General features: G+C 45.2%; 14 protein-coding genes and 1 pseudogene. 8 read left to right on the forward strand and 7 right to left on the reverse strand.

Features of this window, described 5'->3' with window-relative positions:
* Positions 1–283: 283 nt before the first annotated feature.
* The 4 genes from VST71_11405 to VST71_11420 form a co-directional block, all read right to left on the reverse strand.
* Positions 284–538 (reverse strand): hypothetical protein, encoded by a 255-nt coding sequence (locus VST71_11405; protein ID MEC4686326.1) that lies wholly within the window; start codon positions 536–538, stop codon positions 284–286.
* Positions 539–607: 69 nt separating this feature from the next.
* Positions 608–874: a cell division protein ZapA gene (locus VST71_11410; protein ID MEC4686327.1), complete on the reverse strand. Its 267-nt coding sequence runs from the start codon at positions 872–874 to the stop codon at positions 608–610.
* A gap of 9 nt (positions 875–883) precedes the next feature.
* A complete protein-coding gene (gene zapB / locus VST71_11415; GenBank protein MEC4686328.1) occupies positions 884–1,141 on the reverse strand; it encodes a cell division protein ZapB in 258 nt (85 codons plus the stop codon).
* A 213-nt stretch (positions 1,142–1,354) separates the two neighbouring features.
* Positions 1,355–1,909, reverse strand: coding sequence for a UPF0158 family protein (locus VST71_11420; GenBank protein ID MEC4686329.1), 555 nt, complete (start codon positions 1,907–1,909; stop codon positions 1,355–1,357).
* 120 nt (positions 1,910–2,029) lie between these two features.
* Between VST71_11420 and VST71_11425 the strand changes: the two are divergent.
* The 8 genes and pseudogenes from VST71_11425 to VST71_11460 all read left to right on the forward strand — a co-directional run bounded on the left by VST71_11425 (position 2,030) and on the right by VST71_11460 (position 8,935).
* Positions 2,030–2,167, forward strand: a pseudogene (locus VST71_11425) (SEC-C metal-binding domain-containing protein).
* An 83-nt stretch (positions 2,168–2,250) separates the two neighbouring features.
* The gene (locus VST71_11430) at positions 2,251–2,874 is read left to right on the forward strand and encodes a DUF2301 domain-containing membrane protein (GenBank protein MEC4686330.1); all 624 of its coding nucleotides are present in this window, start codon (positions 2,251–2,253) and stop codon (positions 2,872–2,874) included.
* 78 nt (positions 2,875–2,952) lie between these two features.
* The gene (locus VST71_11435; GenBank protein ID MEC4686331.1) at positions 2,953–3,699 is read left to right on the forward strand and encodes a hypothetical protein; all 747 of its coding nucleotides are present in this window, start codon (positions 2,953–2,955) and stop codon (positions 3,697–3,699) included.
* Entirely contained in the window at positions 3,683–4,438 is a 756-nt protein-coding gene (locus tag VST71_11440; GenBank protein MEC4686332.1) for a TPM domain-containing protein, read from the forward strand. Before VST71_11435 ends, VST71_11440 begins: the two co-directional genes overlap by 17 nt.
* A gap of 76 nt (positions 4,439–4,514) precedes the next feature.
* Positions 4,515–5,090 (forward strand): LemA family protein, encoded by a 576-nt coding sequence (locus VST71_11445; protein MEC4686333.1) that lies wholly within the window; start codon positions 4,515–4,517, stop codon positions 5,088–5,090.
* Positions 5,090–5,926: a 1,4-dihydroxy-6-naphthoate synthase gene (locus VST71_11450; protein ID MEC4686334.1), complete on the forward strand. Its 837-nt coding sequence runs from the start codon at positions 5,090–5,092 to the stop codon at positions 5,924–5,926. Before VST71_11445 ends, VST71_11450 begins: the two co-directional genes overlap by 1 nt.
* Positions 5,927–5,929: 3 nt before the next feature.
* Positions 5,930–6,466, forward strand: a complete 537-nt coding sequence (locus VST71_11455) for an archaemetzincin family Zn-dependent metalloprotease (GenBank protein MEC4686335.1) — start codon at positions 5,930–5,932, stop codon at positions 6,464–6,466.
* Positions 6,467–6,829: 363 nt separating this feature from the next.
* Positions 6,830–8,935, forward strand: a complete 2,106-nt coding sequence (locus VST71_11460; GenBank protein MEC4686336.1) for a glycosyltransferase family 39 protein — start codon at positions 6,830–6,832, stop codon at positions 8,933–8,935.
* Positions 8,936–8,953: 18 nt separating this feature from the next.
* Here the strand turns inward: VST71_11460 and VST71_11465 are convergent, their stop codons facing one another.
* From VST71_11465 to VST71_11475, 3 genes are all read right to left on the reverse strand, one after another.
* Positions 8,954–9,682: a SprT family zinc-dependent metalloprotease gene (locus VST71_11465; GenBank protein ID MEC4686337.1), complete on the reverse strand. Its 729-nt coding sequence runs from the start codon at positions 9,680–9,682 to the stop codon at positions 8,954–8,956.
* Positions 9,679–12,675, reverse strand: coding sequence for a type I restriction endonuclease subunit R (locus VST71_11470; GenBank protein MEC4686338.1), 2,997 nt, complete (start codon positions 12,673–12,675; stop codon positions 9,679–9,681). The genes VST71_11465 and VST71_11470 overlap by 4 nt, the downstream gene beginning before the upstream one ends.
* Before the next feature lie 89 nt (positions 12,676–12,764).
* Positions 12,765–16,130: a hypothetical protein gene (locus tag VST71_11475; GenBank protein MEC4686339.1), complete on the reverse strand. Its 3,366-nt coding sequence runs from the start codon at positions 16,128–16,130 to the stop codon at positions 12,765–12,767.
* Between the last annotated feature and the right edge of the window lie 9 nt (positions 16,131–16,139).

Consider the following 16,139-nt stretch of genomic DNA (forward strand, 5'->3'; position numbering starts at 1 on the left):
TGATCCTTGTCATGCTGAACTTGATTCAGTATCTCTCCGTTTCCGTATTCATTTGTAAGGGTAATAATTAAAGGTTAATAATAACAGGAAACAGGAAAAGGAACACACCCCTTAATCCCCTCTTGATAGAGGGGAAAATCCTTGACGATACCGGCCTCACCAGGATAAACAAAACGAGATAATGGGTGGGAAACAAGTCTAACTCCCCTCTAAAAAGAGGGGGCAGGGGTGTGTAAAAAGCATGGAAGTGGATAAAGGGCAGAAGAGAGGTTTTGCCGGCAGATCATACCTCTATCTTCCCGCCATGGAATTGCCCCATCAATGCCGCAAAAACAAAAATGGGAACGTATCGGAACTCAAGATGTGAAAACACCCGAAGAAGAAATATAGCAGGAATGGGGATATGTATATACATAAACCACTTGAAGGAGAACTTCCTTGATCTCACCCTGAGGGAACCAAAGGGAAGATTAATCAGATAGGTAAACAGAAAGAGCCCTATTACAAGTGCCACCTTTGATTGTGATAATATATCCATAATCAGCAGTGTCCAAAACAGTATAAAAAGTGTACTGACTGACTTGCCATCGCCTGCAGCCTGAAAATATCAGTCAAAAAGCCTCACCAGTTGTTCAGTCTTCTTCTCTATGCCCTTTGTCAGGTCTTCCTGTTCCTTCCTGTATCTGTAAAGCTCGTCAGCTATATCCAGTGCTGCCAGTATTGCAGCCTTAAGAGGTACGGTGTTTGGCCCTTTATCGTAAATCTCCCTGATTCTTTCGTCAACGAACCGGGCAAGTTCCTGGATATGCTCATCAGAAGCGTCACCCTTAATCCTGTATCGTTGCCCCAGTATGTTTACCTCAACACTGCCCATTTCCCCTCACTACAGCTCTATGCTTTCCAGTTCGCTGAGCAACTCCTCGATCTGTCCCTTTACAGACGTTTTTTCCGTTCTGAGACTCTCGATCTCCACATTCTTTTCATTCAGCAACGCTTCGAGTTCTCTCACTTTGTTCTCAAGAGATATCTTCTCTTCTCTCAAAACCCTTACCTTCTCAATAGCCGATACTATCTTCTCGTCAAGATTCCTCAAAGTCTCCAATCTGCATACCCCCTTATCGTCATTAAATAAAGAATTCATTCGAGGCACTGCCTCCGTGTAACGTTTTAAACACATTAAATTAAAATACGTAACAGTTCAGCTATTTTCAGACAGGATTAACAGGATACCCTTAAAATCCCGTCTAAAACTCTTTCCAAATACCGTTTATCCTGTCAAACTTTTCACTGGTGCACTGCTCCTAAAATACCAAAAATCACATGGAGATTTCCACCCTGCCTGATAAACAAGGTGTCATGATTCGGTTTTTCTGTTCAATTTCCGCTCCCCAGCCTCCCTTTTAAGCCATCCGGCTATCACCCTCTTCATTGCCTTTGCATTATAACCATGCCAGCGCTTACGCTCTTTCCTGTCAGATAACAGGGCATCCTTGAACCGCTTGAACGAACCGGCGCCGTCAAGGGCGCTCCGGAGGGAGTCCCTCAACTCCGGGTCTGCCACTGTATCTATAAAGCTATTCATTACATTAAACGCCTCCTCAGCGCTCCTCTCAGGTATACGGAGATACCTCTCCTCATCCATCAATACTGAGAGTGCAATATCCAGGGCATCCTCAGATGAATCAGGAAGTTCTGCATCAAGATTCACCTCGCTGTCAAAGACTACATCTTTTTCATAATCCGGTGAGGTCTTGCCGTATAGTGTCATCAATGCCTCGTTTAAGTCGCCAACTGAAAGGACAACCACCTTGAAGGTCTCTAAATCGAGAAAATAGTCGAACCAGTCCCTCTTTACGTCCTCCATAGCCTTCTGAATTTCATTATAATTTACCGGGATATTCTTGTTCATGGGAAAACACGGCCCTTTTCTGTTAACATAGATTGTTGAAATAATAAAGTATATCTCAGACCAGGATTTTCTGCATTTTCTATTATAATAAATTATAAACATACCGGAGGAATTAGTAAGATGGGCATCATAGAAAAGGTTGCTTCTTTCTTTGACCAAAAAACTGAAGAGCCCGTGCCGAGACTTGGAAGAAATGATATCTGCTGGTGCGGGAGCGGAAAAAAATACAAGAGGTGTCATCTTGAAAAAGATGACAAAAAAAGGGCCGGACAGAGGACTGCAGCATGCAAAACATCCTGACAGAGCAAGACAGGGTGAGTATCACCTGCAGGTAGGGATATATGGGAGAAAAAACAGTTTTTCAGCCACTCAGCAGCAAGGACAGGAGGTCTGTAATACTTTACAGGACAGGCATAGTCCTGTCTGCAATACTCCTTGTCCTTGGAGCCTTTCTCTTCATCAGGGACTATGCAGGCGGGGACTGGCAGAAGCCGGGTTCATCCCTGCGGGGATATGGTGTCACTTTCTACATACTCGCACTCTATCTTGCAGTTGGCATGAGCGTCTTTTTCATCCACCTTTACATTGCAAAGTTCAGGAAATTCCTTAAGAGACTGTATTACGTCTCGCTTGCTGCTCTGCTTATCCCCCTCGTTGCAGGCAATGGCGATATAGGTTCCGTGATCTTCGGCACCGGCTACGGCCCCCTATTCCTGCTACCCCTTTCCGGATGTCTTGGTTTTATTACGGCAAAAGAAGCATTCTGCTTCAGGCTGAACGAGGGCTACCTCCTGGCCATCATCATGCCGATATATATCCTGCTCCTCTCTGTAAGAGTCATGAGCCCCCGGGGGGCTGCTTTCGGGCTTATTCTGATAGCCGGACTTATGGTGCTCTTTACAATAAGAAAGGTCCCGATGCCCATGCACTTTGATATAGGTGACAAGTCTGCATATGAGCCATAGAACGCCTGGAGGCCCGATATCCGGGTACAGGGTGCATCTTGTTTTAATAACTATGGTAAAAAATGCTATAATTTACAGATGGAAAATCTAAACCTTAAAGGCATCATCCCTGAAGTTTCAGACAGGATAACCCCTTTTGTAGAGGATATCATGAAGGGAGACTCCAACAATCTGCACTCTTTTCATATTGTCGGCAGTGCCCTCACCCCTGATTTCAACAAAAAGACCTCTGATATCAATTCAGTGGTTGTTCTTAAAGAGATGAATCTCGGGTTTGTCAAATTCCTGGCGCCATTGGGCAAGAAATACAGGAAAAAAGGTGTAGCAGCGCCATTGATTATGACCCCGGAATATATAAAAACATCCCTTGATGTCTTTCCCATAGAGTTTTTCAACTTCAAACTGATACACCACACGGTCTTTGGTGACGACATACTGGCAGGACTGGAGATTGAAGACAAGGACATCAGGCTTCAGTGCGAAAGGGAGATAAAGACAAAACTCATCTGGCTGAGACAGGGGTATATCTCCTCTCTTGGAGACAAAACGCTCCTCAGAGAGAAACTTTCAGAGTCAATTACAGGGTACATCCCCCTCTTCAGGGCGATTATTCATCTGCTCGGCAAGGAGCCTCCTGTCAGGAGTCATGATGTGGTGGTTACACTTCAGGAAATGACATCCATTGAAACAGGCATATTTGAAAAGATGCTGCTGCTTAAAAGGAACGAACTCACCCTCTCCATGGATGAACTGACTGCCTTCTTTGAAGAATACTACGCTGGCACAGAGAGGATAGGCAAGATTATCAATGACCTCCATACGTAGAAGCATAGTCCTGTCCCTCATCACGCTGCTCTGTCTGACCTCAGTCTCCTGGGCATCCACGCCAAAACCTCCGGCAACGCCACGAAACTATGTGGTTGACCTTGCAGGCATTATCAGGGATGACGTGGAGAGAAAGATGGATAACTATCTCAGGGAGCTCGAGCAGAAGACTACAGCCCAGATGATTGTACTGACTGTCCAGAGCCTTGACGGAGAGAGCATTGACGGCTTTTCCCTCAGGATAGCGGAAAAATGGAAACTCGGACAGAAGGACAAGGACAACGGTGTCCTCTTCACCGTTGCATCCAAGGACAGGAAATACCGCTTTGAGATCGGATACGGACTCGAGGGCATACTGCCGGACAGCCTTGTGGGCTCCATCGGCAGGCAATACTTAGTCCCGTATTTCAGAAAAGGGGATTATTCTACAGGCATATATGCCGCTGTTGTTGCAGTGGCCCAGGAGATCGCAGGCAGCAAGGGCGTTACGATAACAGGAATGCCCACGGTCAGGGTTTCAGGTAACAGGGCCGGCAAGAAGATGGGTCTGCCCGGTATAATACTGACTGCCGTCTTTCTTATCTTTGCCGTCATACTCTTTATAAAAAACCCCAGGCTCTTTCTGCTCCTCCTTCTTTTTTCAGGTGGTGGCCGCAGAGGGGGATGGTCAGGCGGAGGGGGTTTTGGCGGCGGCGGTGGCGGCGGCTTTGGCGGTGGCGGGGCCTCGGGGGGATGGTAGCGATTGACGATTGGCGATTGACGATTGATTATTTACTATATACTATTGAAGATTTACTATTTACAGGAGGTTGTAGATGAATAAGGGATTAAAGATATTTCTGATAGTACTTACAATCTTTCTGCTCTCTGCATCAGCTGTTGTTGGTTGGGGGATTGCACAGTACAACAGGGTGATTACCATGGATGAACAGGTCACGGCACAGTGGGCCCAGGTTGAAAATCAGCTCAAGAGGCGGTATGACCTGATCCCCAATCTCATTGAGACAGTGAAGGGATATGCAAAACACGAAAAGGAGCTCTTCGAGAATATAGCAGAGGCGAGAACCAAGTATTTTCAGGCCAAGACCGTTGGACAGAAGATTCAGGCCTCCCGCGGGCTTGAAGGTGCACTTTCAAGGTTACTCCTTCTCAAAGAGAGCTATCCGCAACTGAAGGCCAATGAGTCCTTCCTTAAGTTGCAGGACAGTCTTGAAGGAACGGAGAACAGGATTGCTGTTGAGAGGAAACGTTACAATGACGCTGTCCGTGCCCTTAATACATACAGGCGGACTGTATTTGGAAGGTTCTTTGCCTCTCTGGCAGGAGTGGGCGAGGCACAGTATTATGAGGTTCCCACTGCCCAGAAGGAGACACCCAAGGTAAAGTTCTGATGAGTCAGGAGGTGTCGCTCGGTTTTTCGACATGCCCCAATGATACGTTTATCTTCCACCCCATAGTCCACGGGAAGATAGATACAGGAGAGATTGTCTTCAGGGAGAGGCTCGGGGATGTGGAGGAACTCAACCAGATGGCCCTGAGGGGAGAGCTTGACGTAACAAAGGTCTCCTGCCATGCGCTTGGCCATCTGCTTAAAGACTATTGTCTCCTGCGTTCAGGGGGTGCCCTTGGGAAGGGATGTGGTCCCCTCGTGGTTGCCCGGGAAAAGATAGGGATAGAGGAGCTTAAGGGCAAAAGGATAGCCATACCGGGAAGACTGACAACCGCCTTCCTGCTGCTCTGCCTCTACGACCCTGAATTTGAAGGTCACGCGATACCCATGCCTTTTCATCGCATTATGGAGAGTGTCAAGACCGGAGAAGCCGATGCCGGGCTCATAATCCATGAGGGACGGTTTACCTATCCCATGTATGGATTGACAGAGGTAATGGATTTAGGGAAGTGGTGGGAGGAGGGAACAGGTCTGCCCATCCCCCTTGGAGGGATTGTTGCCAGGAGGAGTCTCGGCAAGGAGATGACAGGAAGGATTGAACGCCTCATTTCAGAGGGAATAAAATACTCCAGGTCTCATCCGGAGGAGCCGGTGAAATACATCAGGCTGCATGCACAGGAGATGTCCGACAGGGTAATAAGGCAACACATTGAACTCTACGTCAATGAGTTCAGTACAGATGTCGGGGAAGAAGGTCAAAAGGCGGTTGAGACCCTCATTGTCAAGGCCCGAAAGAAAGGGCTCCTGCCTGAAACAACCATACCTGTGTTCTGTTAATCCATGTGGTTTCAGGAAGCAGAAAGGCTATTTATACTCCCTGTAGCCAAGATACAGTGGTGGCTCCTGAGTGAGGTCAAGGAGGAGCTCGGGGAAGTCTTTGGCAAGGAAACCATTATAGCAGACGAGATGCCCCCCCCTGTTGAGGTATTAAACAGGGACAGGGGCCAGATCTACTCAACAGGTTTAATCGAGGCTATTGCGAACAGGTGCTATAATGGAATGGTTCTGGGAATAATAGATTTCGACCTTTTTGTACCAAGCCTCAATTTTGTCTTTGGCGAGGCAGACCCCGCAGAGGGGGTTGCCGTAGTATCGATTACAAGGCTGAAAGAGGAGTTCTACGGCAGGGGGGCTGATCAAGGGCTGCTGCTGCAAAGGACACTAAAAGAGGCAATCCATGAAATGGGCCATCTCTACAGTCTCAAGCACTGCCCCGACCCGCGATGTGTAATGCATTTTTCCAACTCTATCGAAGAAACCGACAGAAAATCAAAGGAATTCTGTCCTGTTTGCATCAAGATTTTGAGGAATCTTTGAAGTTTTTTTAATTTTTTTTAAAAAAAACCATTGCTTTTTCTTCCGGATTTTTATATAATGGTAAACATACCTACCAGACCCTTTCTCCGCCCCCTCGAGATTGGGTCAAACCCCCGGCCCCCATCTCTTCCCTCCGAGATGGGGGCCACTTTATTTAAGGTGCCATCCTGCAAGTAGCTGAATCAACACAGAGGTTTATATACGAACTCCGGGGTGCGGAATCCGGAATCCTTGTCTAACCCGGTCAACAAATGTTAGACTTGATGTTAATCAGAGGCCTTTCCCCTGCAAGAGAAAGCCGACTTTATAAATAAACCCCTCAGGACATATAATTATTCCGGAAATAAATAAGAGAAATACCCGATGAGCGGCATAGAGAATCTCCTCGACCATAAGTTATTCTTTTTTATCAACAGGTCCCTCTCAAATCCACTCTTTGACACATTTATGCCGTTCATCACTGACAGGGCTTTAGCTCTGTTACTCCCTGTTGTTTTTTTTATCTTCTGGCAGGACAGAAAGAAGGCCCTACTTGCGATAATCCTCGGCCTTTCAGCCCTTGCACTCTCGGACGGGCTTTCAAACATCCTGAAGCATTACTTTGAGCGTCCCCGACCCTTTGTAAACCTGACGGATATCATGGTGCTGGCTGGCAGGGGAAAGTCCTTTTCAATGCCCTCAGCCCATGCCGCCAATACAGCCTCTGTCGCCACGGTACTGATCTACATGTTATCAACGCTGCGTTCAGGAAGGGCCTCATTATCTTCATCTGCCTCCTCCCTTATCACTATCCTGAGTGGATACCTTGTTGTTGTGGCCTCCACCATTGCATTTTCAAGGGTATACATAGGTGTGCACTATCCATCGGATGTGCTTGCAGGCATGGCTATAGGCATCCTGACAGGCCTGTTTATAATCCTCGTCTTTGTAAAAACAGAGAAATACTATAAAATCGCCCCTTATCCGACTGTGCTCGGCGTTGTGCTACTGGTGATGAGCCTGTTCCGGATTTACTATATCTTCGTGGGTCCACTTGACCTCAGCCCTGACGAGGCACAGTACTGGGACTGGTCACGAAGGCTCGATCTGAGCTATTACTCCAAGGGGCCTGCAATAGCCTACATTATTGCCATAGGAAAGACATTCCTGGGAAATACGGAGATAGGGATAAGGCTCCCGGCGGTCTTCTTCAGTCTTTTCAGCAGCCTGGTGCTTTATCAGATGGGCAGGGATATGATGAAGAGGGAAGCACCTGAAGGCTCAGACATGCCGGAGGTTGCAGGGCTCCTCTCAGCACTGCTGATACAGATAGTTCCCCTGTTTTCAACATACGGGATAGTGATGACCATTGATTCACCCTTTATATTCTTCTGGACCATCTCCCTATACCTCTTCTATCTTGCACAGAAAGACTGGCCCGAAACAGGAAAGACAAGGCTCCTGTACTGGGCCCTGGCAGGGCTGACTGTCGGCATAGGCCTGCTGGTAAAATATACAATGTCATTTTTCTATCTTTCGGCCTTTCTCTATCTCATCACGGACAGGAAGAGGAGGGGACTCCTTGCGCATCCAGGGCCATGGCTGTCGTTTCTCATAAGCATTTTATGTTTTGTCCCTGTACTGATCTGGAATTCACAACACAACTGGGTCACTTTTCTGCATACAGCCGGTCAGGCCCACCTTGCTGACGGCTTCAAGCTAACCACAGGACGTTTCCTTGAATTCATCGGCTCTCAATTAGGAGTGGTTTCCCCTGTTTTCTTCGTATTTATACTTATCAGCCTATTTGTCCTCAGAAAGAAGAATTCAGACGGAAGCCTTCTCTTCTGGTTTTCCATCCCGATTCTCCTCTTTTTCTCTCTGAAAAGCCTGCAGGGCAAGGTGCAGGCAAACTGGGCACTTCCGGCATACATTGCAGGGTTTATCTCCCTTAGCATCTATACAGTAAGATACTGGCATGGATTCAGGAAATCCGTCAGGGCCTTACTTGTAGCCGGAGCCTTGATATCCATCGCCATTACTGCAGTAGCCCATTACCCTTCGGCCATTAGCCTTCCCCTCAAGATGGACCCGACGGCAAGGCTCAGGGGCTGGAACGAACTGGGAAAAGAGGTCGGCAAAATCGCTGACGAGATGAAAGCCCCATACTTTATATTTTCCGACAGATACCAGGTTACCTCGGAGCTCGCCTTCTATGTGCGGGGAAACCCTGTAACATACAATGTAAACCTCGGCAGGAGGATGAACCAGTACGATCTCTGGCCCGGGTTTTACGACCTGAAGGGATACAATGCCATATTTGTAATGACGGGAGACAACCCCCTGCCCAAAAGGATAGGCCGCGCCTTTGAAAGATGCGACAAGAGGCTATATACCGTAAGAGAGGAGACAAGGGTATTGAGGGATTACAGCATCTTCGAATGCTATGGATTCAAGGGGATGGAGAGAAAGGCAGCGGATAATTTTTGATCCTACGCGGCAGTAGTTCTAAAATTGATATAATTCTCCCTTTTTTCTTAGTATTTCCCTGCGTCTTTCATAGTCAGGCATTATCATGCCAACGTATCTCCAGAACGATTTCGAGTGATTCCTGTATTTGAGATGGCAAAGCTCATGGACTACCACATAGTCAACAAGGCTCATGAGTGCCATTATAATTCTCCAGTTAAACCTTAAAACCCCTTTTGTACTGCAGCTACCCCAGATTTTCTTCTGGTCTCTAATAAACACACCAGGTACTTTCAGGCCCATTTTGTTAGCGTGTATTTCAACACGTTCGGGAATGCGTCTTGCTGCCTGTATCTTATACCATTCAGTTATTGCATCCCTGATCTCTTCAGGAACTTTCCCGTTTTTACCTACCGGATTCATTATGACCTCAAGACGGCCCCGATACATCCGCACAACGGTTTTCTTTACATCTCTGTCTTTCAGTATCTTGAGTCTCATGTGACACCCGAGATAATAAAATGATTCGCCACTTACAAATTCTTTTTTTAGTTGTTGCGAAACATCATTTAGAGACCCCAGTTTTGTAATGATCCATTCTGCTTTTGATTTAACTACGTGTGTAAGTCTCGAACAGGATGTGTTAACTGGTGCCCTGACAAAGACTTTTCCGTCAGGTTCTATGGAGAGGGCAATCGTCTTCTTGCGTCGGGCACTGCGGATTACTGAAAATCTAATCGTTTTCCGGCCAAAAATTACTTTATTCATCTTCCAAGTCTCACCCTTGCCAGTTCCATCAACCCAGTTGTCAGAGGCTCTATTTCATCCGGTTTATAGCCTGCCGCCCTCAGATGCCTCTTGATCTGTCTCCGCATTTGGCGCTGAACATCCTCTTTATGTATCCAGTCTATTACTGCAAGCTTTTCAAGGGATTCCAGGATTAACCCTGCCAGTTCTTTTTTAGGTTCTTTGTCTTCCCCATAGGAAGCATGTTCTTCATCAGACCTCAAAATACCGATATCGTTCTCTTCTTTAGATAGAAGGTTGTAGAAAGCAAGCTCTGCCTCTGACATTCCCATTGTCTCAGCAACCCTATGGACATTTATTATTTCGTCCTTTATTGTCTGCAGGAGCTTGAGCTGCCGTGCAGCATCTATCCTCTCCTCTCTTTTTTCCTCGATTATCTTTTCAACACGTTCCTTCAGGGACTGGTAAAACACAGGGTCTTCTTCTAATCTTACAGAAATCTCGTGTCTTATGGCATGTTCCATCTCGCTCGCCTGTGCCTCTGTTGACGAAAGCCTGGATACCTCTTCATCAAACCTCTCCGAGAATATTGAGACAGGCTCAAGGAGCCGGTCTATACCAGAGACCTGAATATGTTCCTCAATGATTTTGCGTACCTTTTCTCTGCATCCTGAGAGGTCAAGCCTCGGGTCACGATAGCGGGTACGGGCAGCATTACGAACATTACCCAGCCACTTGAGGTCTTTTATGTACGGAAGGGCTGAAGGGTCAGGTAGAAGCATATCCATGCTCTGTGTAAATCTCCTGAAGGAAATATCAAACTCAGCCCTTACATCCTCCGGCTCAAGCACCTTTAGACATGCCTCCAGGTCTCCCCTGTCAATCCTGTCAAAAAAACGCAGGGCTGCCCTGTGGCGGCTCTCAAGCCGGGGCAGTTCATCAGATTTCGGACGCATTACACCTTTGATATCCTCTGGATGGAATATGCCTAAGGCATCCTGTAAAAACCGTGATATCCCCCAATAATCCACCACCAGCCCGTAATCCTTGCCTTCAGCAGTCCGGTTTACCCTCGCTATAGCCTGAAGTAAGGTATGTTCTTTAAACGGGCTGTCCAGATACATGACCTGCTCAACAGGGGCGTCAAAACCTGTAATCAACATATCGCACACAATGAGTATGGCAAGGGAATCATTCCTGTCCTTAAATCTCTCAATAAGTTCCTGCTGTTTTTCCCTGCTGAGATGGTATTTTGCCAGACGCTCAGGGTCATTGTGATTTGCAGACATTATAAGAACAGATTCGGGAGCCCCAAGTCTGTCAAGGGTTTCCTTGTAGGTAACTGCCGTGTCTCTGTTTACAGCAACAACCTGTGCCTTAAAACCATTTGGATAGATGTATTTCTCAAAATGCTCTATAATGTCCAGACATATCCGTTCGATTCTCCTGAGAGCCCCGGCAATAGCCTCATGAGTTGCGTATTTCTTCTTGATCTCTTCCCTTTCCTTATCTGTGTAATCTTTAAATACCCTTTCAAAGATGGTATCAAGGGTTTCACCCTCAACCCTGAGATTCGGGAGACGGCTCTCATAATATATCGGGACTGTTGCCCTGTCCTTAACAGACTGTTCAATCGTGTAGGTATGGATGTAGGGACCAAAGGTCTGGATGGTGCTCCTGTCTTTTTTATCAATGGGTGTTCCTGTGAACCCTAAAAAACAGGCATTGGGCATTGCCCTGCGCAAGTTTGCCGCAAGACTTTTATATTGCGTTCGATGTGCCTCATCAACCATGACAAACAGGTTCCTCTCTTCGGTAAGTACTGGATGAAGCTTACCCGTAGCCTCCTGAAACTTCTGAATAGTGGTCATGATGGTCTTCCCCTGTCCTGATGTGAGCAGCTTACGAAGGTCTGTCACGCTTTTAGCCCTCTCAGGATTTGGGAACCCACACCTTTCAAATGTACCGCTTATCTGTCTATCAAGGTCAACTCGGTCAGTAACAATCACAATTACAGGGTTTTCAAGCCTTGCTATACGCCTGAGTTTGACAGTTAGCCAGAGCATGGTCAGGGATTTACCTGAACCCTGAGTATGCCAGATTATGCCACCACGCCTTGCAGGGCTCTTTGCGGAAAGAATCCTCTCTATAGCCCTGTTTGCAGCGATAAACTGTTGATATCGTGCAAGTTTCTTAACCGTACTGCCTCCTGCAACCTCAAATACAATGAAGTTCCTCACAATATCAAGGAGATTGTCGGGATAAAGCATCCCATAAAGCAGAACATCCTGGGGTGAGGGAATTCTTCCAAGCCTTTTTTGCAGGTCATCAAGGGTCACGGGAAACGGGACCTTCCACTCTGCGTAATGCCTGTGGATAGTCCCCACAGTAGCAAACATGGACACCTGTCCGCATGTTGCAATAAGAATCTGTGCAGGCTCAAAAAGGTGTGGGGCTCCCAGTCCTTTAAACTTCTCACCAATTTCCTGATAACGGAGGAGTTGAGTAATGGCTTCTTCAATAGGATTTTGTATTGTAGGACTCTTGCATTCAATAATCACAAGAGGAATACCGTTTACAAATACTACGATATCTGGACATATAAGTTTTTTACTGCCCTGAATTCGGAATTGCCGTGTTACAACAAACTCATTATTCTCAGGATGTTCAAAATCAATAAAATGGACACTTTGTCCCTTTTTGCCCTGTCCGAGGTCCTGCTCCAGAGAGATGGTGTGGACTAAAGCAGTATGAACCTTTTCATTAGCCTCCATAAGGCTTACAGCCTGAACATTTGCAATCTCGCGAACAGCCTTCTTAAGGTTCTCTTCAGAAATCCAGGGATTGAGTTTCTTGATAACTTTCTCAAGACGTCTAACTAAAACAACTTCCTTCCGGCTTGCACGTTCTTTATCAAGCTCGTCTGAGGGTATAAAGGCATATCCGATTGACTGAAGAAGCTCAATCGCTGGGTCTTCGGAGAGGTGGAGTTCGTTCCAATCTGTTGATGTCATAGGCTTTTCCTTATGGAAATTAAAACCAGTCTTTTTATTCTCAAATGTACTCCAGACATGAATTCTTACTTTCTCTTAAGTTTCAAGTTCTAAGCATACCCATAAACTGCTTCCCTTCTTTCTTTTTTCAGAGAACGTTCCAGCTCTTTTATAGCCTTTGTCTTGCCGATTTCACCAATTTTTCTTATTCTTGGATCCTCATTTAAACAAAGCCTTTCATAACGTTCTATCCAGCTTTTCCACATATTTGATATATTCCCGCTATAGGACCACCCATATGAAAAGATGGCACCGGCAATGTCCTCGGGATCATAGCCAGCATCAAGAGCTGCTTCTGCTTTAGCAATCCAAGCCTCTTCTTCCCAAGCATCTTCACCTAATAAGTCGTTCCTGAATCCACGGAGTGGCAAAAGATGGAAGTCTTTTTTATTCTTGTCTTCGAGTAAAACCCGATAAAGTTCTAATGAATCTTCTATCAGATAATCAACAATTTCTGTCCACCAAGTATCTTTGGGGAGCATTTTTAACAACTCTTGTCGTTTCTCCTGACCAAGAGGAGTTATGGCAGACTGATAAATGTTCAACATTTCATAGGGAATACGTTTTTGTTTGATATGGATTTCCCACCATTCATATGCAAGTTCAGGGTCATTCTTCAATATTTCTCCCAACCAGTATTCATCATAATTTAAATGGAGTATTACCTTTCTCCAATAATCTTTCAAATTGGCATGTACCCTGCCTTTAGGATATGATTGCCATTCACCAATTGCTGCATTGCCAGCTATCAAAGGATCGGGATGACATAATAGCCGAATCAATGTTTCCTCAGGAACTTCTCTTCTCAGACATAAAGTTTCTATCATTGCGGCAAATCCTTCAAGATTTTGAAGGGCCTTATTTAACAAATATGTTGGTGGTGATGGAAGTGTAAGAAGTATTGGAATTACAACCCACTTCAAACTTCTGATACTTAAACATTCTACTATGGCTTTCTTCCATCCAACCTCATCGTTTAATGCTGCCTGACGAAGAAAAGGCTCAATTAGATCTCCTGGTATCTCACCCATTATCATAGCTTTGACCCAAGGAACTCTTAATTTAACTTTTTGTGCAAGTTCCCAACATAATAATGGACTCCAACGTGGATACTTTACACTCGTAGCCTTCGCTTCTGCCTCAAAAAAAGCGATTTTTTCAACAACTCTGTCAAGTGACTCCTTAGCCCATTCTTTAGCAAGTTTAAGAACGGCCTTCCTCTGACGTTCCTGGGCATTTTCCCAGTTGTCAATTTCTCTCCAAGGAAAGAGTATTTCAAAAGCCCTGTCCAATTCTATCTTGAGTTCTAAACTTAATCTCTTGGCAATTCCCTTTATTCGATGCAACAAACCAAGTCCAACTCCTGGCAACGACACAAGATCACCTAATATTTGAGAAATGATCTCTTTTCTTGTTTCATAAAAGCACGGTTGTGGTTTATTCATAAGAGGCCCCGGAAAAGCTATCTCATTTACAACATCAATTACAGGAAGCCAATCAGGTTTATCTATTTTTTTTATTATGACCAGAACTTCTGGCCATAATTTTCCAATGCTTTTTATTTCATCCAAGGTAACAGCACCGTGTGTGAATGTCACAGTTCTACCGAAGCCTGGATCAACAGTATGACTTTCATATCTTAAAGAAAAAACAAAAGATAAGGCTTTGAGACAGACCTTTATGTCAGTTTCCTTTGCAATGGCATCTCTTGTTGCTCTCAGGAGACTTTTTCGGCGTTCTATAACCTCACCAGAACCAGGATAGCTTTCTTTGATCCAATCGCTGATAAGACGCAATGGATGATCTGTTGCAGAATGCAAGGGTCTTTCATCACCTACTGCAGCCTTTAAAAGTAAAGGTACCACAGTTTCAGGAGCTCTATGGAGAGCAGCACGGGCTATCTTCATTAAAAGTTCAGGATGACGTTCAAGCACTATATTTGCCTCATTCCTGCCAAGCCAAGCATATGCCTTCCACACATCAGACCGTGCTTTTTCAAGAATCGTCAAAAGTTGGTCAGAAGGTATAATGGCACCTCGTGCTATTGCACCTACTAACGTTAATGCGACATCCGTTAAATCAGGCGCTTCTTCTATTAAAGGCTCTGAATCTAAGGATGGTGGACCTTTAAAAAAGATATCCCTTACTAAAGCAAACCGTAATGTTACAGGCTTTACTGATAGAGTATTTAATCTGCTATTCTCGTAAATAACACCAGCAGAAGCAAGCTCTGTAACTATAATATAAAGATCGCCTATTGGTAGCTCCAGAGCCTCCGCTACAACTTTCATTGACATCCCTGAATCTCCTCCAATTGCAAAGGCTGCCAGAACTATACTCGCTTTTTCTCCAACAAGTGACTCAAATGTAGCAAGAATGGATCTGCTAAGTGCATCTCCTAAAGCCACCTTTTTTACATCACCGTTAACACATAAATAAACAAGGGTAACAGCAAGGCCGGGTCGCCCTTGTGACTGGTTAACGATTTCACGAATTAACTCTATAGGGCCTTTTATTCCAGCGAATTTGATAACTTTAACAATTTCGTCCCGCGTCAGCAATTCTAATCGATAAATTTGAGAAGTTGGCAAATTAAGTGTTTCAGCTACTTTATCCTGAGCACCTGGCCAGCAAGTGGCAATTATCTCAAACGAAGCCCCGATTTGTTCTCTAAGCTGACGAAGTTCTATAAGGAAATCAGTATGTAGATGAGCATCATCAACTATAAGAGCTTCCGGATTTTGCATCCTTATAGCTGGAGCAATTACAGAGCAATCCTTATTAATAACAAAAAATCCTCTGCCCTGTTTTGCATATAAGTGGAGAAGAAAGGTCTTGCCAGAACCTGGCTGACCAACTAATAAGCGATCACCTTTACTTCGTTGAACCCAGGCCATATCTTCTTCTCTGCCAATCAATGTCTCACCAAGCAAAGGTCTTGCAGTACGTGGAATAATAGAAATTGGAGAAGGTTCCCCTGTCAGATTAAGGAGTTCGCGACACCAATGCTGATTATAATAAAGACGGTCTGCGATAGCAGTTCGTGTATAGACCTGTATTAAAGTAAAACCTAATTCTTCTGCACGATTTTCAAGATTTCTGCGTTTTATAGATGTTAATTCCTGATTTGTTGCAAGAATAACCTCTCTACGAGTTCCGCTATTGCTTAAGTATGAGTTGAGATTTTTGGTCAAATTTCCGATTACATCTTTATTTGTGGTACACACTAATGGAAACGGTCGACCTTTGCCGTCTGCAACAGCGCCATCCATGCCTGCATCACTGCCCCCACGTACAGGGACAATCGCCGGGAAATCAGCACGTAAAATGTCAGCAACACATTCTTCAAATAGATCCGGGTCAATTGGCCCTTTAAAACGTTCGATAATTTGTTGATAAAAGCGGTCTCGTTTCAAACTTTACCT

This window comes from Nitrospirota bacterium (assembly GCA_035873375.1).
Taxonomy (GTDB): domain Bacteria; phylum Nitrospirota; class Thermodesulfovibrionia; order Thermodesulfovibrionales; family JdFR-85; genus BMS3Bbin07.